This is a genomic window from Sporomusa acidovorans, assembly GCF_900101845.1.
Taxonomy (GTDB): Bacteria; Bacillota; Negativicutes; order Sporomusales; family Sporomusaceae; genus Sporomusa; species Sporomusa acidovorans.
Window position 1 is genome coordinate 1 of record NZ_FNAM01000018.1, and the last position, 19,901, is coordinate 19,901.

At 48.6% G+C, this 19,901-nt stretch carries 26 protein-coding genes; 1 reads left to right on the forward strand and 25 read right to left on the reverse strand.

What is annotated here, in order from left to right:
- The 23 genes from BLR65_RS13365 to BLR65_RS13480 form a co-directional block, all read right to left on the reverse strand.
- Positions 1-824, reverse strand: an 824-nt coding sequence (locus BLR65_RS13365) for an ATPase domain-containing protein (protein WP_093794789.1), incomplete at its 3' end; no start/stop codon positions are given.
- An 80-nt stretch (positions 825-904) separates the two neighbouring features.
- Positions 905-1,459, reverse strand: a complete 555-nt coding sequence (atpH, locus tag BLR65_RS13370) for an ATP synthase F1 subunit delta (RefSeq protein ID WP_093794685.1) — start codon at positions 1,457-1,459, stop codon at positions 905-907.
- Positions 1,453-1,956 carry a F0F1 ATP synthase subunit B gene (gene atpF, locus BLR65_RS13375; protein WP_093794686.1) on the reverse strand — a complete coding sequence of 168 codons (504 nt, stop codon included), beginning with the start codon at positions 1,954-1,956 and terminating at the stop codon, positions 1,453-1,455. The genes atpH and atpF overlap by 7 nt, the downstream gene beginning before the upstream one ends.
- 85 nt (positions 1,957-2,041) lie before the next feature.
- Complete coding sequence (gene atpE / locus BLR65_RS13380) at positions 2,042-2,293, reverse strand: F0F1 ATP synthase subunit C (protein ID WP_093794687.1); 252 nt, start codon at positions 2,291-2,293, stop codon at positions 2,042-2,044.
- Between the two features lie 56 nt (positions 2,294-2,349).
- Positions 2,350-3,030, reverse strand: a complete 681-nt coding sequence (gene atpB / locus BLR65_RS13385) for a F0F1 ATP synthase subunit A (RefSeq protein ID WP_093794688.1) — start codon at positions 3,028-3,030, stop codon at positions 2,350-2,352.
- 26 nt (positions 3,031-3,056) lie between these two features.
- The gene (locus tag BLR65_RS13390; protein WP_245692783.1) at positions 3,057-3,461 is read right to left on the reverse strand and encodes an ATP synthase subunit I; all 405 of its coding nucleotides are present in this window, start codon (positions 3,459-3,461) and stop codon (positions 3,057-3,059) included.
- A gap of 21 nt (positions 3,462-3,482) precedes the next feature.
- A complete protein-coding gene (locus BLR65_RS13395; protein ID WP_093794690.1) occupies positions 3,483-3,692 on the reverse strand; it encodes an AtpZ/AtpI family protein in 210 nt (69 codons plus the stop codon).
- A gap of 195 nt (positions 3,693-3,887) precedes the next feature.
- Positions 3,888-5,054 (reverse strand): non-hydrolyzing UDP-N-acetylglucosamine 2-epimerase, encoded by a 1,167-nt coding sequence (gene wecB, locus BLR65_RS13405; protein ID WP_093794692.1) that lies wholly within the window; start codon positions 5,052-5,054, stop codon positions 3,888-3,890.
- 115 nt (positions 5,055-5,169) lie between these two features.
- The gene (locus tag BLR65_RS13410) at positions 5,170-6,213 is read right to left on the reverse strand and encodes a glycosyltransferase family 4 protein (RefSeq protein WP_093794693.1); all 1,044 of its coding nucleotides are present in this window, start codon (positions 6,211-6,213) and stop codon (positions 5,170-5,172) included.
- A gap of 180 nt (positions 6,214-6,393) precedes the next feature.
- On the reverse strand, positions 6,394-7,068 hold the full coding sequence (locus BLR65_RS13415; protein WP_093794694.1) for a MazG nucleotide pyrophosphohydrolase domain-containing protein: 675 nt from the start codon (positions 7,066-7,068) through the stop codon (positions 6,394-6,396).
- A gap of 8 nt (positions 7,069-7,076) precedes the next feature.
- On the reverse strand, positions 7,077-7,550 hold the full coding sequence (locus tag BLR65_RS13420; protein ID WP_093794695.1) for a deoxycytidylate deaminase: 474 nt from the start codon (positions 7,548-7,550) through the stop codon (positions 7,077-7,079).
- Between the two features lie 57 nt (positions 7,551-7,607).
- Positions 7,608-8,234 carry a uracil phosphoribosyltransferase gene (gene upp / locus BLR65_RS13425; RefSeq protein WP_093794696.1) on the reverse strand — a complete coding sequence of 209 codons (627 nt, stop codon included), beginning with the start codon at positions 8,232-8,234 and terminating at the stop codon, positions 7,608-7,610.
- A 19-nt stretch (positions 8,235-8,253) separates the two neighbouring features.
- A complete protein-coding gene (locus tag BLR65_RS13430) occupies positions 8,254-9,489 on the reverse strand; it encodes a serine hydroxymethyltransferase (RefSeq protein ID WP_093794697.1) in 1,236 nt (411 codons plus the stop codon).
- Positions 9,490-9,527: 38 nt separating this feature from the next.
- Positions 9,528-10,082, reverse strand: a complete 555-nt coding sequence (locus BLR65_RS13435; protein WP_093794698.1) for a TIGR01440 family protein — start codon at positions 10,080-10,082, stop codon at positions 9,528-9,530.
- 17 nt (positions 10,083-10,099) lie between these two features.
- Positions 10,100-10,543, reverse strand: a complete 444-nt coding sequence (gene rpiB / locus BLR65_RS13440) for a ribose 5-phosphate isomerase B (RefSeq protein ID WP_093794699.1) — start codon at positions 10,541-10,543, stop codon at positions 10,100-10,102.
- A gap of 56 nt (positions 10,544-10,599) precedes the next feature.
- Positions 10,600-11,064, reverse strand: coding sequence for a low molecular weight protein arginine phosphatase (locus tag BLR65_RS13445; protein ID WP_093794700.1), 465 nt, complete (start codon positions 11,062-11,064; stop codon positions 10,600-10,602).
- Positions 11,065-11,138: 74 nt separating this feature from the next.
- Positions 11,139-11,735, reverse strand: coding sequence for a manganese efflux pump MntP (locus tag BLR65_RS13450; protein ID WP_093794701.1), 597 nt, complete (start codon positions 11,733-11,735; stop codon positions 11,139-11,141).
- Between the two features lie 63 nt (positions 11,736-11,798).
- The gene (locus BLR65_RS13455) at positions 11,799-12,845 is read right to left on the reverse strand and encodes an L-threonylcarbamoyladenylate synthase (RefSeq protein ID WP_093794702.1); all 1,047 of its coding nucleotides are present in this window, start codon (positions 12,843-12,845) and stop codon (positions 11,799-11,801) included.
- A gap of 23 nt (positions 12,846-12,868) precedes the next feature.
- Positions 12,869-13,726, reverse strand: coding sequence for a peptide chain release factor N(5)-glutamine methyltransferase (gene prmC, locus BLR65_RS13460; RefSeq protein ID WP_093794703.1), 858 nt, complete (start codon positions 13,724-13,726; stop codon positions 12,869-12,871).
- Positions 13,726-14,793 (reverse strand): peptide chain release factor 1, encoded by a 1,068-nt coding sequence (prfA, locus tag BLR65_RS13465; RefSeq protein ID WP_093794704.1) that lies wholly within the window; start codon positions 14,791-14,793, stop codon positions 13,726-13,728. Before prfA ends, prmC begins: the two co-directional genes overlap by 1 nt.
- Positions 14,783-15,622: a DUF1385 domain-containing protein gene (locus tag BLR65_RS13470; RefSeq protein WP_093794790.1), complete on the reverse strand. Its 840-nt coding sequence runs from the start codon at positions 15,620-15,622 to the stop codon at positions 14,783-14,785. The genes prfA and BLR65_RS13470 overlap by 11 nt, the downstream gene beginning before the upstream one ends.
- Before the next feature lie 165 nt (positions 15,623-15,787).
- The gene (gene rpmE / locus BLR65_RS13475; RefSeq protein WP_093794705.1) at positions 15,788-15,997 is read right to left on the reverse strand and encodes a 50S ribosomal protein L31; all 210 of its coding nucleotides are present in this window, start codon (positions 15,995-15,997) and stop codon (positions 15,788-15,790) included.
- A gap of 121 nt (positions 15,998-16,118) precedes the next feature.
- On the reverse strand, positions 16,119-16,937 hold the full coding sequence (locus BLR65_RS13480) for a carbon-nitrogen hydrolase family protein (RefSeq protein ID WP_093794706.1): 819 nt from the start codon (positions 16,935-16,937) through the stop codon (positions 16,119-16,121).
- Between the two features lie 121 nt (positions 16,938-17,058).
- Here BLR65_RS13480 and BLR65_RS13485 point away from each other — a divergent pair, with 121 nt between their 5' ends.
- Positions 17,059-18,243, forward strand: a complete 1,185-nt coding sequence (locus tag BLR65_RS13485) for an HD-GYP domain-containing protein (protein WP_093794707.1) — start codon at positions 17,059-17,061, stop codon at positions 18,241-18,243.
- 133 nt (positions 18,244-18,376) lie between these two features.
- On the opposite strand, the gene BLR65_RS13490 is transcribed toward BLR65_RS13485, so the two are convergent.
- Together BLR65_RS13490 and BLR65_RS13495 are read right to left on the reverse strand one after the other, a co-directional pair.
- Positions 18,377-19,294 carry a hypothetical protein gene (locus BLR65_RS13490; RefSeq protein WP_144036424.1) on the reverse strand — a complete coding sequence of 306 codons (918 nt, stop codon included), beginning with the start codon at positions 19,292-19,294 and terminating at the stop codon, positions 18,377-18,379.
- Positions 19,291-19,863, reverse strand: coding sequence for an RNA polymerase sigma factor (locus tag BLR65_RS13495; protein WP_093794709.1), 573 nt, complete (start codon positions 19,861-19,863; stop codon positions 19,291-19,293). Before BLR65_RS13495 ends, BLR65_RS13490 begins: the two co-directional genes overlap by 4 nt.
- Positions 19,864-19,901: the final 38 nt, after the last annotated feature.

Below are 19,901 nucleotides of genomic sequence, written 5' to 3' on the forward strand. Positions count from 1 at the left end.
AGCGACATGGCGCGGTAGGCGGTGGCGTGTTTGGACAGGTCATCGTACACGCACAGTACGGCGCCGCCTTTGTACATAAAGTATTCGCCCATGGCCACGCCGGCATAGGGTGCCAGATATTGCAGCGGCGCACTGTCGGAGGCTGTTGCCGCTACGACAATGGTGTATTCGAGGGCACCGGCGTCTTCCAGGGTTTTGACTACCCGGGCCACGGTCGATGCTTTTTGGCCGATGGCCACGTAAATGCAAGTAACTCCCTGGCCTTTTTGGTTGATGATGGTATCAACCGCGATGGCGGTTTTGCCGGTGCCGCGGTCGCCGATGATGAGTTCGCGCTGGCCGCGGCCGATGGGTACCATGGAGTCAATGGCTTTTATTCCTGTTTGCAAAGGTTCTTTTACGGACTGCCTGTCGGCAATGCCGGGCGCGCGGTATTCGACCGGCCGGAATTCACTGGTGTTGATGGGCCCTTTGCCATCGATCGGCTGGCCGATGGCGTTGACGACCCGGCCTACCATGGCTTCTCCTACCGGTACCTGCATGATGCGTCCGGTCCGGCGCACGGTGTCGCCTTCTTTAATTTCAATTTCACCGCCCAAAAGTACGGCACCGACATTGTCTTCTTCCAGGTTTAGGACCATGCCGTATACTTCGTGCGGAAATTCTAATAATTCGCCGGCCATTGCCTTTTCCAGGCCGTGAATCCGGGCGATTCCATCGCCTACTTCGATAACAGTGCCAACATCATCTACGCTTAAGTCCACCTGATAGTGTTCTATTTGCTGTTTGATGATGGCTGTTATTTCTTCTGGCCTCATTTTCATACCTTGTTTGTCACCCCAATCATAAAGTCTACAGCAAGACGGCCTAAGACATAAGCAATCTTAACCATAAGATACTGAGACTACACGGCAGCGGCTTGACTTTCAAGCAGCGCCGCCTTCAGCATTTTCAGTTGGCGCTCTACACTGCCGTCAATTAATTTATCACCGATTTTGACAACAACACCACCAATAAGTGTCTGGTCTACTGTTGTCTTAAGCACAATGTTTTTGCCGGTAACTTTGCTAAGTTTGGCCGCAAGCGCTTCCAGCTGCTCTGCGGTAAGTTCTTTAGCGGTAAAAACTTCAACCTCGGCAATATTTCTGGCTTCATTGGCTAAACGAATATACTCGCGAATAATGGCCGGCAGAGCCGGTTCGCGCCGTTTATCAATTAAAAGCAATAAAAAGTTATGGAGAAAACCATCAAGGTCGCCGGTAAAAATGCGGTTAATGGTTTCTTTTTTGGCAGGTGCCGGCACCAACGGATGGTACATAAGGGTAGCCAAATCGGCATGGCCGGCGATCGTAGTCTCCACCAGTCTAAGCTGCTTTTCTACTACGTCCAGCATAGCCTTTTCCTTGGCAATTTCATACACAGCCTGTGCGTATTTAAGTGCTAACTGATTGGTTAGCATGGCAGACCACCTATTTTCTTGCCATCCAGATTATTGATGAACTCATCAACAATCTTGGCATTGACTTGTTCGTCCATATTTTGGGCAATAATCTTGGAAGCAGCAGCCACAGCGAGCGTCACGACTTCGCCTTTGAGTTCGGCAATAGCGTGCTCGCGTTCACGGGTAATTTCTTCCTGAGTAGCCTTTAACAGCCTGGCACTTTCTTCACGGGCTTCTTTGAGCATTTCTTCCTTGGTTTGTTCAGCCAGCTTGGCGGCCTTTTCAACAATAGCCTGTGCCTGGGTACGAGCTTCAGCCAGTTGAGCAAGATATTCCTGCTTAAGTTTCTCAGCAGCTTGCTTTTCCTGTTCGGCTGTCTCCAGACTTTCAGCAATTTTGGCCTGCCGGTCAGCCAGCGCCTGCATTAGCGGTTTATATGCCACTTTAGCTAAAATAGCAACAAGTATAAGAAAATTTATAATCTGCGCTATAAGCGTCGCATTCAAATCAACCAATTGAGGGCCCCTCCTCTTTCCGGCGTATAAGGGGAGCGCTGGCAGAACCATACTTCGTCCTGCCAGTCGCCCGATAACGCGTAAATTACTTAATAAACGGATTGGCAAATACCAATACAATGGCAATAACGGCAGCAATAATAGGAATAGACTCGATCAAACCTACGGAAATCAGCATGTTTACAAGGATAGTTCCTTTTGCTTCCGGTTGTCTGGCCATCCCCTCAATTGCTTTGGCGGTTACGGAACCGTCACCAACACCGGCTCCAATAGCGGCAAGACCGATAGCTAAACCAGCACCAATAGCAGAAGCCGCAATAATAATAGCTTGTTCCACAGAAAATTCCTCCTTTTTGTTTGTTAAATCGTAAAAATTCGTTTTAAACTATAAAATCAGTGATCATTTTTTAATGAATTAGATAGATACGACATAGACAGCATAGTAAAGATAAACGCCTGTACAACGCCTACAAACACACTGAAGGCCAACCATGCTGTCGGAATAACATACGGCACCAACATGCCTAAAATAATAAGCAATATCTCACCCGCCAGAATGTTGCCAAATAGACGGAAAGATAACGTAATCGGTTTAGCCAGTTCTTCAATAATGTTAATAACAACAAAAGGAATGTAAGGTTCAAAAAAATGTTTGCAATACCTGACAGTTCCCCGTTCCTTGATACCAAGAATATGTACCAGGATAATGACCATCAAAGCTAGTCCCAGCGTTGTATTAATGTCATTAGTTGGTGAGGTAAACCCTGGCACCAAACCCAATTCATTACCAACCACAAGGAACAAAAACAATGTGATGATTAGGGGCGCTAATTTTCTCCCCTTTGGCCCCATGGTGTTATCAATCTGATCCAGCAAGGCCGTAACAGCCATTTCCAGGAAATTTTGCCACCCACGGGGTATAATGGATGCCCGTCGTGTAGCAAGGATTGCCAAAATGATGACAATTGCCATAGTCAGCCATGTCATCATTAATGTGTCAAGATTAAAGGTAAGCCCGGCAAAATGTGCCAGCTTGTGCACACCAATTTCGTGACCTCCTCCACCATGTCCCATAATTCATTTTCACTCCCTTCCACAAGTTATTCTGATTTTCCTAAATTTGTTATGAGTCCGGCAACCACAATCCATACGGCATTCACCATAAGTACTATATGAAGTGAGAATACCCCCACTACTGCCGCCCAAAAATCAATACCCGGCACTTTGACAGCTAAAACAAGTATCGAGATGATAAATCCATACCGGAGCAGCCAGCCTGTACGCATAGATGACAGCGCCTTTTCCGGTGGAAGCTCAGTACTTCTTTTTACCCGGCGGCACATGAGCAAAAAATAAATCAGGCTGCTTGTCCAACCGGTTAACAAACCAAGTATCATGGATATTTTGCCGGATAGTAACGCGCTGAAAATCACGAAAAATCCCCAAGCCAGCAAATGCAGCAGTGTTCGCCGCATTTGCTCGGCATAGTTGTCAGCGAACTCCATTTTGAGCAATGAAAACATCCTTTATGACTTTACGATTTTTTTGTAGGTAGACCACAATCCGGCCAACATGCCCAAAACAATTCCGGCAACAGTAAACCAAGGGGATGTCCCCAGATAATGATCCACCCAACGGCCCAGAAACAGCCCTACTGCCACTGTAGCCACCATAGTAAGCCCAATATTGCTTGCTGTACTAAGAGCCGACCATGTTCCATTAGGTTTCTCCGGCATTGTTTCACCTCTTATTATAAGCTTGATCGTAATCTTGCTTATTATAACCATCCTGGTAATAAGCTATAAATTTCAGCGATATATTACCAAAAAAGGCCGGTGTCCGGTTATATATTCTATGCTAAATAAGAAAAATCCTGCTATTTTGCTGGCAGAAAGCAGTAAATTTTTTACCGATTTATCAAATATTACCTTTTATTTACAGTTCTCGGCTGCAAATTCATCCGGCAAGGTCTGAACCAATCCATACCGATGCAGTATTGCATGGACAATCCGGACGGCGGCCTTGCCGTCCCCGTAAGGATTTACCGCATTCGCCATCCGTTGATACTCTTTACAGTTAACGAGCAGAGTTTTGGTCTCAGCAAACACCCGTTCCTTATCCGTACCTATCAGTTTTACGGTACCGGCAGTTAGTGCTTCGGGGCGTTCGGTTGTATCGCGTAAAACCAGTACGGGTTTACCAAGTGCCGGCGCTTCTTCCTGAATGCCGCCGGAATCCGTTAGTATGAGATATGCTCTGGCCATGAGGTTTGCAAATGGCTGATAGTCAAGCGGATCAATCAAATGAACGCGCTCCTGAGCGCCTAACTCTTCCTGAACAACCTTGCGCACCAGCGGATTTTTATGTACCGGGAAAACAATTTCGACATCAGCAAATAAAGTAACAATATCTTTCAATGCCTGATAGACATGGCGCATAGGCTCACCAAGATTTTCGCGACGATGGGTAGTTACCAGAATGACCTTTTTATGCGAATAGTCAATATTTTGCAGCAAGGGATCGATAAAGGTATAATTTTCATCGACGGTCGCTTTCAGCGCATCAATCACTGTGTTGCCTGTGACAATAACCGTTTGGGCATTTACATTTTCCCGCAGCAGATTTTGTTTGGCAGTAACCGTCGGTGCAAAATGAATATCGGCTAACGAGCCGGTAAGCTTGCGGTTCATTTCCTCCGGATAGGGAGAATATTTGTCGCCTGTCCGCAGTCCGGCTTCAACATGACCGACTGCCGTCTGGTGATAATAAGCAGCCAGCGCGCCGGCAAATGTTGTCGTTGTATCACCATGAACCAGGACAATATCAGGTTTTTCCTCAGCCAACACCTGATTTAAACCTTGCATGGCCCGGCAGGTAATATCGAATAGGGTCTGCCCCCGGCTCATAATGTCAAGATCATGGTCCGGGGTAATCTTAAATAAGGTAAGTACTTGGTCAAGCATCTCGCGGTGCTGGGCCGTAACAGTAACAATCGGTGTTATATGTTCTGGATGTTTTGCTAAGGCAAGTACAACCGGTGCCATTTTTATGGCTTCAGGCCTTGTTCCGAAAACAGTCATAACCTTAATGCGTGACATAAATTCTGCTCCTTCCGCTGGCAACATGTGGAGTTTTTCACTTTTTCCACCGATAGCAACAGGCGGGCAAAAATGCCCGCCTATTATTCCATCCTAGTTCTGTATAACTATACGATTAATGCACAGAATCACTACGTTTAAGCACTCCATCGTTATTGCTCAGCACACCAATCTTTTTTGCACCCAAAAAAGCAACAACAATAATTGATAAAATAATAAGTGCAGCATAGGCTTTGCTTACTTCTGTAAGAACGATTGCACTTACGCCCAAACAACCACTAATGACATACATCAACAAAACAGCCTGTTTCTGACTTAAGCCCATAGCTAACAAGCGATGATGCAGGTGGCCCCTGTCGGGTTTGAAAATTGGTCGCCCATTCATATAACGGCGAATGATCGCAAAGGCGGTATCCATAATTGGCAACCCCAAAGCGACAATAGGAACTACCAAAGCAATTGTTGCCGCACTTTTAACGGCTCCCAGTATAGAAACTGCCGCTAACATATACCCTAAGAACATACTGCCCGTATCGCCCATAAAAATCTTGGCAGGGTTAAAGTTATGCTGCAAAAAGCCCAGCGCACTGCCGGCCAATGCCGCTGTCAAAATAGCCACTGTCCAGAAATTTTGTTCCAGGGCTACTAATAAAATCGTAACCGACGCAATGGTTGATACCCCGGCCGCCAGTCCGTCCAAACCATCAATCAGATTGACGGTGTTTGTCAGGCTTACCACCCAGATAATGGTAAGAGGGATAGATAAATAATTAACATAAATCATATCGCCAAACGGATTGGTCAACCACTCAATCCGAACATCAAATAAAACAAGTACAATGGCTGCCATAATTTGCCCCAGCAGTTTCACCTTAGCAGACAGTTGCATCAAATCATCAATAATGCCAACTGTCAAGATAAGTGTACCGCCTAATAACAAGCCTAAGATTTCATGGCTAATATGCATACTGGACAATACAGCCAGTACAAAACCAAAATATATAGCAAGTCCACCCATCCGTGGAATGGGAACCGTATGCACTTTACGGGCGTCAGGAGCGTCCATGGCCCCTGCCTTAATAGCTAATTCCTTGACACGCGGAGTGATAAAGTAAGCCGCTGCTAAAGCAACAGTGAAAGCCACTACATATGTTTGCATATGCTAACACCTCATTTCTACGCACCATTCATTGTACCTCAACTGCATAAAAGTTGTCAATCGCTAGCGAATAGACAAAGCTTTGTTTTTGTATTATTTTCATTATCAGTAACTATATGCATCACGTAAAGATAGTATGTCTCGATCACCGGCAAATACCCACTCTTGGATCAGTTAGTTCTACCGGCAGTAACCCTTACGGCGCAGTTTATCCACATGACCGGCAACCAGCGACGGTATATGTACAGCATGGCGCTGCGCAAGTATATACATCATGGTAAAACAGCATTGGGCCACATCCAGCAGTTCCAAGGCCGCGCCCCGGTTCACCTGGTTGACGGTAAGGCGTGCCTGCTCACCCGACGCACCGGCATGCTTACCGAGAAACTGGGTAAGTTCTCCGAGTTCTTCCTGAATTTTGCATACAGTAGTTAACAAGGTGACATCAGCAAGTTCGAGATGAGGTAAACTAATATATTTATAATTACCGCCATGGAGTTTTTTTATCGTGGTGATGCGGTAGCTTTGGCTATCATCATAGGCATACCCCTTATCAATAAGTTTGGCGAGATGTTCGCCAATCAGACTGTCGGCGTCAATACCAAAGTTGTCTTCCATAACGAAAATCATAGTTACACAGGTTTGGGCAACGTCTAAAAGTTCCTCTTTGACATCATTAAGCAGTTCGGCGGCTACCGGCTGGTGCGCCAGTTCCGCCGGGCTTAATTTTTCCCAAGGTATAAACTTCAGCACGGCACGTGCCAATTCTCCGGCCTCTTCCATTGCTTTAAGCAAGGTGGAGTCCAGGGTTGGATTCAGATTATTGAGTTTTGGCAAATAGATGGCTTCTACCATATAATCCCCTATATGTCTGCTTTATCAAAGCAAATATAATCGATTGCCGCTTCAGCAATTAATTGTTCGGCCAGTTTGTCCGGATAGCTATACTGATAAACAATGCGGATGATGCCCGCATTGATGAGGATTTTGGTGCAAGCAGAACAGGGCTGGTGCGTAGAATAAATGGTCGCACCCCGAATAGGAACTCCATACATAGCCGCCTGGACAACCGCACTTTGCTCAGCATGAAGACCCCGGCAAAGTTCCTGCCGCTGGCCGGACGGCACGTGATTAACCGCACGCACACAGCCTACCTCGCCGCAATGAGGCAAACCACACGGCGCACCATTATAGCCAGTACTGAGCAAACGCCGGTCTTTGACGATAACAGCCCCAATCTGGCGGCGCAGGCAGGTCGAGCGGGTAGCAACCACCTTGGTTATTTCCATAAAATACTCATCCCAGGACGGTCGAACAGGGTCTTGGTTATCATGCATGCTATTCTACCCCCTTTGCCATTTAGTGTATTCTTATTTTACGAAAAAAGACCCGCTTTACTTGGTGCCGAAAATCCGGTCGCCGGCATCGCCCAAGCCCGGTACAATATAACCATTTTCGTTAAGATGACTGTCAACAGCCGCCACATACACCTCAACATCAGGATGATGGGAATTAACCATATTAACGCCCTCCGGCGCTGCCACCAGGCACATCAATTTAATCTGCTTAGCGCCCCTGGCTTTCAACATATCAATCGCTGCCACTGACGATCCGCCGGTAGCCAGCATCGGATCAATCACTATAAGTTCGCGTTCGGCGACATCGGTAGGCAACTTGCAATAATATTCCACAGGTTTTAGTGTGTCATGGTCACGATATAAGCCAATATGCCCGACTTTGGCGGCGGGAATCAGCCTTAAGATGCCGTTCACCATGCCTAGTCCGGCGCGCAGGATTGGCACAACACCAATTTTTTTGCCTGACAAAACTTTGCAGGTGCAAGTGGTCAGCGGTGTTTCCACTGTGGTTTCTTCCAAGGGCATATTACGGGTTAATTCGTAGGCCATGAGCATGGCAATTTCTTCCAAAAGCTCACGGAACTCCTTGGTGCCTGTCCTGACATCGCGAATAAGCGAAAGTTTATGCTGGATAAGCGGGTGATCGATTACCTTTACTTGCATACAGTCATCTCTCCTTACCTTACGCGTATAACGGATATTTGCGGCATAACTTTGCCACCAGTGCGCGCGCTTTATCTTGGGTTACGCTGTCGTCCGGTTTTGTCAGTGTCATGGCGATGATTTCACCAATTGTCACCATATCCTGTTCCACCATTCCGCGGGAGGTAACAGCAGGCACGCCAATGCGGATGCCGCTTGTCACCAGCGGGCTGGCCGGATCGCCCGGAATCGCATTTTTGTTGACGGTAACACCAATTTCGTCCAAAAGGTGCTCAGCCTGCTTGCCGGTAAGATTTTGCGAGCGCAAATCAACAAGCATCAAATGATTGTCTGTCCCGCCCGACACCAGGGTAAAACCGCTTTGCACAAGTTTTTCGGCCAGCGCCTGGGCATTTTTGACAATTTGTCCCTGATAATTGCGGAATTCCTGACTAAGCGCTTCCTTGAACGCTACCGCTTTAGCGGCAATGACATGCATTAACGGGCCGCCCTGTATTCCCGGGAATATGGCTTTATCGATGGCCTTGGCATACTGGGAACGGCACAAAATCATACCGCCGCGCGGTCCGCGCAGTGTTTTATGGGTAGTAGTAGTAACAATATCGGCGTGTGGTACCGGACTAGGATGCAAACCAGCGGCCACTAAGCCGGCAATATGAGCCATATCCACCATTAACATGGCACCGGCGTCACGGGCGATTTGCCCCAGCCGGGCAAAATCGATAATCCGGGGATAGGCACTGGCACCGGCTACAATCATTTTCGGCTTATTCTTATAAGCAAGTTCAGCGACCTCTTCGTAATCAATGCGATGGGAAACCGGATCTACACCATAGGCAACTACTTTGAAATATTGTCCGGATATATTTACAGGACTGCCATGCGTCAGGTGACCGCCATGCGCAAGGTTCATGCCCAAAATGGTGTCGCCGGGTTTTAAAAAGGCAAAATATACGGCGGTGTTGGCCTGAGCACCGGAGTGTGGCTGCACATTAACATGCTCGGCGCCAAAAATTTTTTTTGCTCTGTCGATAGCCAGTTGTTCAACAATATCAACATATTCACAGCCGCCATAGTAGCGGTGTCCGGGATAGCCCTCGGCGTATTTATTGGTAAGTACCGATCCCTGAGCTTCCATAACAGCTTTACTGACAAAATTTTCAGATGCGATTAATTCCAACTTATTTTGCTGGCGATTGCGTTCAAGGTCAATTGCTTGTTTTACTTCTGGATCTACGCCTGCGAGTATTGTCATTAAAATTCCTCCTCAAGAACATAAAAAGTAATCGTATTTTAGCCTAATTCATAAATGGCGCGGGCACCGCCGATTAGCTTGGGCCTGGTTCGAGCCGCTGTTAAGTAAGCCTCACCAATATATTTTTGTGTCAGGCGCACAGGAACTGCCACTCTTTTGATATGCATACCAATCAGTGTGCTGCCAATATCAAGACCGGCGTGGGCGCTAATGGCTTCCACCACCGTCGGCTTGGCAAACTCACGCATAGCCTGGGCAGCCAATGCTCCGCCTGCTTTAGCAACCGGGATAACAGTAACCTCTTCGAGATGATGATTGGCAGCAACCGGCCGTTCCACAACAAGAGCACGGTTAAGGTGTTCGCAGCATTGAATCGCCAGTGAAACCTGATACCAAGAACAAACTCGTAAAAGGCCGGTCAAAATCCGGGCAGCAACTACCTCTGATCCGTAAGAGCCGATGCGGGCGCCTTGCACCTCACTGGTGCTGCAGCCGACAACCAGGATTTGTCCTGGCTGCAACTGAGCGATTTTTAATAATTCCTCGGTTGCCTGTACTGTTTGCCTGCCAATTGTTGCCAGGTCCGTATCCATGGTCATTCACCCCAACTTTAGCTGTCTTTTTCCAAAGCCATAATTTTATCCACACGGCAGGCATGACGACCGCCGGCAAATTTGGCGTTTAACCATACCTCCACGATCATGCGGGCTAAACCAAAACCAATCACCCGTTCTCCCAGCGTTAAAATATTGGCATCATTATGCTCGCGCGACATCTGCGCAGAAAATACATCATTGCAGAGAGCCGCTCTGATTCCTTTTATTTTGTTGGCGGCAATACTCACGCCAATGCCTGTGCCGCAAACAATAATGCCCCGCTCATACTCGCCTTTCGCCACTGACTCGGCTACTTGACGGGAAATGTCGGGGTAATCAACCGACTCGGAAGTATATGTGCCAAAATCATGGAACTCTACCTTGAGTTCATTAAGCAAAGTTTTAAGCTCTTCTTTTAAACGAAAACCGCCATGATCGCTGCCAATTGCCACTTTCATTGCAGTAACACTTCCTATGCATATATTTGTACATCTTTTCACCTTTTCAACATCAATTACTTTTTTCCTGCTAAACTGACAATTTTTCCCCATGATTTGCTGAGCAGCCGTTCAAGTTGTCCGGCACATTCCCGATACCGGGCCTCATTACCGCCAAACGGATCGGCAACATCCTGTAATTCACCGGCAAACTCAGCCAGGGTGTATATTTTCCCTGCCATACCGGGAGCCAGGTCCACGAGCGTTTGTTTGTGCGCCGCCGTCATCGTGAGAACCAAATCGGCTGCCTGTAGTTTTACTAAGTCGAGTTGCTGAGAACAATGCTTGTCCAAACTGCAACCAGCCTGGCGCATAACAGCCTGAGCATGAAGCGAAGCCGGCTGCTGCCAGGCTGAAATTCCGGCTGAAGCCACCATAATTTCACCGGCTAATCCCGCTTGTTCAATCATATTGGCCAGCAATGCGGCAGCCATCGGGCTGCGACAGGTATTGCCGGTGCAGACAATTAGAATTTCGAACATCTTCGTCCAACTCCTTCTATTTTGTGTCAGGAAAAAATTTCTCATACCTGCATGTGCCGTTGTCAGCCTCGCAGTTAACAGATTGTTGTCCATAAGATATGTATCCCTAAAATTACTAAAATAATGCCCCCCATCAATTCGGCCCGTGCGCCAATATAGCCTCCCAGTTTGCGCCCCAGGCCCAGGCCGAGTACGCCTATGGCAAAAATAACAATACCCAAAATTAAGCTCAACCGCAATAAATCAACGTCAATCATTCCCAGACTAAACCCGGCTGCCAGAGCATCAACACTAACGCTGGCGGCTAACACTATGAGCGCAGCCCCGCGCAAAGGATTACCCGCCGCCATGTCCTGTTGACTCCTCAGATTGTCCTTAATCATATTGGCACCCAGCCCGGCCAGCACCACTGCGCCGATAATTGTTGCCACATTTTGCACGCTGGTAACCTGCCAGTCAATGTGGTAAGCCCCGACATGCTCAACAATGCTCCCCAACCAGTGGCCAATATGATAGCCGACAAGAATCATCATAATATGAAATATGGCGAATACAACGGCCGACTGAATAATCACCAGGCGCCGCACCTTATTCATACCAATCGGCACAGCGACCGAAAACAGGTCTGTTCCCAGAGCAGCACTCAGGACAAACAGTTCAAACACGCTCACATTTCCCACCTCCGCTGGTAATGTATATGTACCATTCGGAGGCAATATGAAGCTTTCATACCCTTAGGCGCGGATAATATGATACCCGGCGGCTTTGCGCAGCCGGTTCATAACCGCAAGCCCCAGCCCGTTTTCGGCGATTCCTTCCGCATAAATGATATCTACCGGCTTATCATCAAAACTTCTGAGCATTGTATATAGACTGGCAGCGATTGCCGCAGCATCGGCGCGCACTCCATATACAGCCTTGATTGTCCGGGCTGGCAGAATATCAGCCACTTCCCCGGACACAATAGCCCCCACTCTTTTTCCGGCTGCGAGCGCTTGTTCCACTTCGCGCTTAACCAGCATGGCCGCAGCAGCGGGTTCGGCTTCCACTAAAATCAGGGGGGCCAGCGGTGCATAATGGGTATATTTCATGCCCGGCGACTTGGGTACAGCCTGTGAGCCGGCCAGCGTCGGGTCCACTTCAACTTCCCCCAGCACTGCCAGCAGCATTTCATAAGTAATCCCGCCCGGGCGCAGCAGTGTCGGCACAGGCGTTGTACAGTCAACCACTGTCGATTCCACGCCGATTTCACAAGGCCCGGCATCGATCACAGCCGCAATTTTCCCGTCAAGATCAGCCAGTACCGCCTGAGCCGTTGTCGGGCTTGGCCTGCCGGAAGTGTTGGCACTCGGCGCAGCCACCGGTACACCGGCCAGCCGGATCAGTTCCCTGGCCACAACGGAAGACGGCAAGCGGACAGCCACCGTATTGAGACCACCGGTCACCGCGTCAGGCACTTTAGGCTGACGTTCGACCACTACCGTAAGCGGTCCGGGCCAGAAACGTTCGGCCAGCGCCCGGGCGTTAGCCGGCACCGTTGCCGCCAATTCATCCAGCTTGGCAACCGCATCAATATGCAAAATAAGCGGGTTATCGGATGGCCGTCCCTTGGCCTGATAAATTGCCTTTACTGCTTGCTCATTAAGCCCGTTGGCGCCAAGGCCGTACACCGTTTCGGTGGGAAAAGCCACCAAATCTCCCTGCCGCAGCAAAGCGGCCGTTTCCGTCAATACGCCTGTATCCGGTTTAACAGGGTCGACCCGATAATATTTTGTTTTCATTTTGATCATCTCCAAATGGATAACTATATAGATAGGCGAAAAATCACAACCCGTTCTATGCCGGCATAGTCTTTGATTATTGTCTCCCTATTCAGCCGACTGTCGTCATCAGCCAGTGCCGCCACCGGCCCGGCTTGGTTAATTCCTACCTCGACCGCTATGAAACCACCGGCATTCAGGTAATCTGCCCCTTTATCCACAAGCCGGCGGTAAAAATCAAGGCCGTCACTTCCACCTCGCAGGGCCAGCCGTGGTTCCTGACGCACCTCAGGGCTTAAGCCGGCAATATCTTTGTCCGGAATATATGGCGGATTGGCTACGAGCGCGTCAAAGGTTTTGCCGGCCAGCGGCACCAACATATCGCCCCGCAGCAATGTAAGCCGCTCGGCAACCCCGAGTCTGCCGGCATTTTCCCGGGCAACCGCCAGCGCCTCGGCAGAAATATCAACCGCCGTACCCACTGCAGCTGTTATATTGGCCAATAAGCTGACAATAATTGCCCCACTGCCTGTGCCTAAATCAGCAATGGCTGGCGCCGGTATGCCGGATAGGCGCGCGAGCGCTGCCTCTACCAAAATCTCGGTATCCGGCCGGGGAATCAGCACGGCCGGATTGACAACAAAATCTAATCCCATAAATTCTTTATGGCCGTTAATATAGGCTACCGGCATACGCATCACCCGGCGTTTGACAGCCTGGCGGTAGGCGGCCAGTTCTTCGGCAGTCAGCGGCTGATCAAAATTCGTATACAAATGCAGCCTGTCTTTGGCCATGATATGGGAAAGCAGTACTTCGGCATCCAAGCGGGGATTTGCAATCCCTTTGGAGGCGAAGTACTGCCTGGTCCAATTTAAAATTGAGGAAATGGTCCATTGTTCCATTATTCTACATCCCGCAATTTCTCACTCTGCCCGGCGGTTACCAATGCAGATATCAATTCATCCAAGTCGCCATCCAGGACAAAATCCAGTTTATGCAGGGTCAAACCGATACGGTGGTCGGTTACACGGCCTTGCGGGAAGTTATAGGTTCGAATCCGCTCACTGCGATCCCCTGTACCCACCTGGCTTTTCCGATTTTCCGCCACCTCGGCGGCCTGCTCGGCCTGCGCCAGTTCCAGGAGTCTCGCCCGCAGCACCCGCATGGCCCGATCTTTGTTTTTAAGCTGAGATTTTTCATCCTGGCACTGTACTACCACACCTGTCGGTAAATGAGTAATGCGCACAGCCGATTCCGTCTTATTTACGTGCTGGCCGCCGGCGCCACTGGCACAATAGGTATCAATCCGCAGATCATTCGGGTTGATGTCAATATCCACATCTTCGGCCTCGGGCAAAACGGCGACTGTCACCGTAGATGTGTGAATCCGGCCGCTTGACTCGGTTGTCGGAACACGCTGCACACGGTGCACACCGCTCTCATACTTGAGTTTGGAATACGCTCCCTCACCTTGAATTGAAAAAATCACTTCCTTGAAGCCCCCCAGTTCGGGTGCATTGGCATCCAGCATTTCTACCCGCCAACCTTGTTTTTCCGCGTAACGGGTATACATGCGGAATAAATCACCCGCAAACAGCGCGGCTTCGTCGCCGCCGGCGCCGCCCCGGATTTCCACGATCACGTTTTTATCATCATTAGGGTCTTTGGGTAGTAGCGAAATCCGCAATTCTTCCTCTAATGTCCCTATTTTGCTCTGAGCCTCGTTATATTCGGCTTCCACCATCTCGCGAAACTCATCGTCCAGTTTATCTTGAAGCATTTCGCGGGCATCGCCAATGGTCTTCAGCATTTTCTTGTATTCCCGAAACTTCTCGACAACCAAAGCCATTTTACTATGAGCCTTAGTAAGCCTCTGCCACTCGACCATATCGGCCATAACTGCGGGATCGCTGATCTGGCCTTCCAGTTCAAGAAATTTATCCTCCAGTGCCTGCAGTTTATCCAGCATTCGTATTCACCTCTGTTTTTTGGTCAGGACGCACAGCGTTTAGAGCTGCGACAGCTACTTCAATTTGATCATCACTGGGTTCACGGGTAGTCAGTTTCTGCAGCCATAGTCCCGGCGTAATGGCATAAGCGACCCAACGGGCTTCACTCCGCCCGGCAAACCGGATAATCTCGTAAGCAATACCGGCTACCACCGGCAACAAAATAACCCGGGACACTATTCTAAGCCAAAGGTCCGGCCAACCTAAAAAGGCAAACATAACAATACTCACTACCATGACAATCAGCAAAAAATTTGTACCGCAACGGGGATGCAGGCGACTGTGTTTCCGAATATTGTCAATTGTCAGTTCTTCGCCCGCTTCATAGGCATGAATGGTCTTATGCTCAGCCCCATGGTACTGAAAAACCCGCTGGATGTCTTTCATCATGGATATGCCGATAATGTAGAGAAAAAAGATGGCCAGCCGCAATATTCCCTCAAAGGTATTTAGCAGCCGGGAATCGGTAACTGCACTATGAATATATTTAGCGGCATAGGTCGGGATTATGACAAACAGCAAAATCGCCAAACCCAACGAAACAACCATAGTCATCACAATTTCTTTCGAGGATAAGGTTTCTTCCTCCTCACCAGCCGCCTGCGCCGAAAATGATAAGGATTTAAGACCATACACCAGCGATTCCACTAGAACTACCACCCCGCGAATCATCGGTTTTTTTAGCACCGGGTAACGGTCGGTAATGGAGGTCAGCCGCTCCTTCTGGATCGTAATGTTGCCGGACGGTTCGCGAACGGCAGTGGCAATAAATTCCGGGCCACGCATCATAACGCCTTCAATAACAGCCTGCCCACCTACAAAAGGTTTTTTTTCATCCACGCTTACCGCCCTCCTTTATAAAAAAATTAGTATTTGTTTATTAACATACAAGTACAGCAGAGCATTCCTGCTCTGCTGCCCAGATGTTGTTCAATTAGCCAAGCGGCAATTTAATTATTCTTGGGTATTATTGGCATAGCGTTTGTTAAATCTTTCTACACGGCCGCCCGCTGCCACTTGACGCTGCTGACCGGTATAGAACGGGTGGCATTTGGAGCAAACGTCAACGCGAAGTTCCTTTTTAACCGAACCAGTAACAAATGTATTGCCACAGCCGCAAATAACTTTGGCTTCACCGTATTGGGGATGAATTTTCTCTTGCATATCTTGCACCTCACTTTATAAAGCCACTTAAATTAAATTTATGCGTAGTAATTATAGCACATTCACCTATACTGCGCAAGTTATCTTACGATATCTTAACCAATATCCCTGCCTATGCCCGCTACCGATATAATTCCGGTTTACGGTGCCGCAAAAGCGGCAATTCGTCCCGCACTCTTTCCAATGTTCTAAAATCAATTTTACTGGTAATGACAGTTTCCTCTTCGTTAGCAATGGCGAGCACTCTGGCCCAGGGGTCAACAACAAGAGAGTGCCCGTACGCTTTATATTCAGCAGCGGCATTGAGCGCCGGCGCCGCGCCGATTATATATACCTGATTATCAACAGCCCGGGCCCGCATCAGCAGTTCCCAATGGGCCGGGCCGGTTACCGGTCCAAAAGCTCCCGGATAAACAAGAATTTCAGCGCCCTTAAGTGCCATGGTCCTGGCCAACTCGGGAAAGCGCACGTCATAACAAATTCCCACACCGATATTGCCCAGAGAGGTTTCTACCAGGGTCACACTATTGCCGCCCGCCAGTGTTCTTGATTCCTGAAATATGGTCCCGCTCTTAATAGCCACATCAAATAAATGCACTTTGCGATGGCGCCCCAGCAATTCCCCCCACTCATTAAAAATAAAGCTGGTATTATAAATATTACCGCTTTCGCCACGTTCAGGAATTGACCCGCCAATTAAAATGACCTTATGCTTTTCGGCACATTCAGCCAACATGGCAATCGTCGGCCCATCCGGATAGGTTTCTGCATATTGGGGAAATAGCTCCGACTGATAGGGACAATTAAACATTTCCGGCAAGACCACCAGGCGGCTACCTCGCTTTGCCGCTTCGGCAATCATCTGCTGCGCCTTAAGAATATTGGCATTCTTATCGGCAACAACCCCTAACTGGCATATGCCCACAGTGAAACCCGACACATTTACCCCTCCAATCGTTATTTACCATAAATCATATTTTACAAAAACAAAAAAAGTGAAGGATTTTCCAATCCCTCCTGTCGAATAATAGTAGTAGATTATCAGGAGGATATATTCGCCCATGCAAAAAATTGCTATACCAAATCTTCAGCCCAACATGGTGGTCGCCCGTAATATATTTAGCCCTGACGGCGTATTACTGTTAAGTGCCGATACGGTGCTAAACCCTTCGCAAATTGACCGTTTGCAACAATTCGGTTTAACAAGTATCTATATAAAAAATCCCTTTACCGACAATTTAAATGATAGTGACCTTTTCGATACGATTCCGGAGGTTGTCCGTGAAGAAACACGGGTTCAGGCCATCCAGATCGTAAATACGTCCTTTCAAAACCTGGCCATCACGCAAGAGCTAAATACACAGCCATTTCAGGAAATCTCCGATTTTCTGCTGGAAGAAGTGATTAAAAATCGTGGCGCCATGATTCATCTTACTGATATCCGCGCTCGCGACGGCTATACGTTTGGTCATTCTGTCAATGTCTGTGTACTGGCCACCCTTACCGGTCTGCAGATGGGTTACGATCTGGGTAAGCTTAAGGAATTGGCTCTAGGCGCCTTACTGCACGACACCGGAAAAATGCTTGTTCCCAAGGAACTGTTAATCAAACCCGGCCCGCTTACATGCGCCGAACGCAAGCTCATGGAACGACATCCTGACCTTGGTTTTAACGTTCTCCGCACCCAAAGAGATATTCCCTTGGTCTCTGCCCACATTGCCTATCAACACCATGAAAAATTTGACGGTACAGGCTATACCCGCAGCCTTTGCGGAACAGAAATTCATGAATATGCCCGTATTGTAGCCATCGCCGACGTATATGATGCCCTTACCTCGGACCGTCCTTACAAAGAGGGAACTTTGCCGCACGAAGCTTATGAAATTATGATGTCACTGGCTAGTACGCACTTTGACCCCGCCATCTTGCGGATTTTTCTCAATCAAATTGCCGTTTATCCGCTGGACAGCATCGTTCAGCTTAACACCGGTGATATCGCGGTAGTAATAGGGGTAACCCCCGGATTGCAAACCAGGCCGACTTTAAAAATCCTGGTAAACGCTGACGGCTGCCGCCTGGCAGATGGTCCCGAAATTGATTTGACCAAAAATCTGACAACATTTATTCATAAGGTATTCACCTCCACCGAACTATTGCACCTTGATGCCAGGACAAGCTCCAAGCATTGTCGCCGGCAACAACCTACCGACATGTATCTGAAAAAGAACTTCCAACCAAATTCCTAACGGAAAATAGCTGCTAGTCTTTGGAAGCTATTTTCATTATATAACAATTCCTCAAAAGCCGAAAATGCTTGTAAAAAAATAGCCGTATTACGCCAATTTATACGAATAAACCAGGGAGCTTCCCTGGTTTATTCTATTTACTTGACAGGCTTACTTTCGTCAGTGTTTTCGCAAGATTGCGTAGTTCCTCCTCGCTGACAGCACCTTCCAATGTCACTTCCGCATCATCGACGGTAACCGTAATTTTGTTGCGGTTTGGCGGTTTGATCCCCGCAGATTCTTTAGCCAGGGGAGCAGCCATCTTGACCTGCGCGTGTGGAAGCTCAGAGGACGAACGAAGAGCTTTTGCCTGCCTTGGCACCTGGGTAATAATGATTTCATCAGGAGCAGCCTGATGGTATACTTGTCTGATGGTTTTTGTTACTGCATCAATTGTAACCGTATCGGCTTTACGGTCCGCCAAAGCCAGCATCGTCTCACCGGCTTCTGTGACTGGCGGGGATGGAGGCGGATTCAGGGCTACGATCGGCTGCTGAATAGCTTCAGCTTGCTGTGTGTCAGCCGGTTGGGGGACAAATTTCGTATCAGGGCCAGCCGGCACTTGTGGTTCAGTGTCAGTATGCGTAGTTGTCAAATCAGGCGGTGGCTGAACTGTAGCGGGCGGCGGCGGTGCTTCCGCAGCAGTCTGCGGTGGCGGCAGGGTATTGGCCTGTTCCTGTTCTTGAACAGCCGGCAACATGGCATGTAAAAGAATGACCAATATAACCGCCGCAACTGCACTGGAGAGGCTTCCCAAGGCCCAGGCCAGTCTTTTTTTGTTTTTTTCTTTGGTTATTGTGCCGGCGGCTTCAGCCACAATATAGCTAAGTACAGCCGGCGGCGGCGCGGCCGAAGGCTCGGCAGCCGCTTTCAGCAGCTTTGCCGTATCAATAAGTTCCATAATTTCGCGTTCCTGGCCATCATCAGCCGGCAGTCCCTGATTAAGTCTGTCAATCGCCGCCGACAAGTCCTCTGCCTGTTTTCTTTCGGTATCAACCTGATCGCTCATCATTCTCCCCCCCTTTCTGTTAGACCATGTTGATCACATAATGCTTTAAGCCTTTTAAGTGCCCGCTGCTGCAGCATTTTCACGGCCGCACCGCTTTTACCCAATATCCGTGCCACGTCAGCAACTGCGACTCCCTGCAAAATTCTAAGTTCAATCACGCGCCGTTGTTCCTCTGGCAAAAGCCCCAGCAATCTATTTACTTCTCCGCGGCGTTCGCTGTCTAAGACAGCCTCATCAGGCTGAGTCCCGGTAGCAATAAGCGGCAAATTATATTCGGCAATATCAACCATTTGGGGATTCCGGCCACGTTTACGGTAATAATCAGTAATAAGGTTAAGAGCAATACGTGACAGATAGGTTTTAAATGCAGCACTAGTTTCTTGGTAGCGGGGCAATGCTCCCAGCGCTCTTACAAAGGTGTCCTGCGCGATTTCCTGAGCATCTTCCGGGCTGCCGGTTTTGGACAGCGCCAGGCGGTAAATAGATGGCCAATAGACAACAACCAGTTCGTTAAGAGCTGCCCGATCACCGCTTTGTGCTCTGGCGATCATAAGATTTTCATCAATTGGCAATCCATGTCACCACGCCTTACCTCCATGTAAAATTAAAC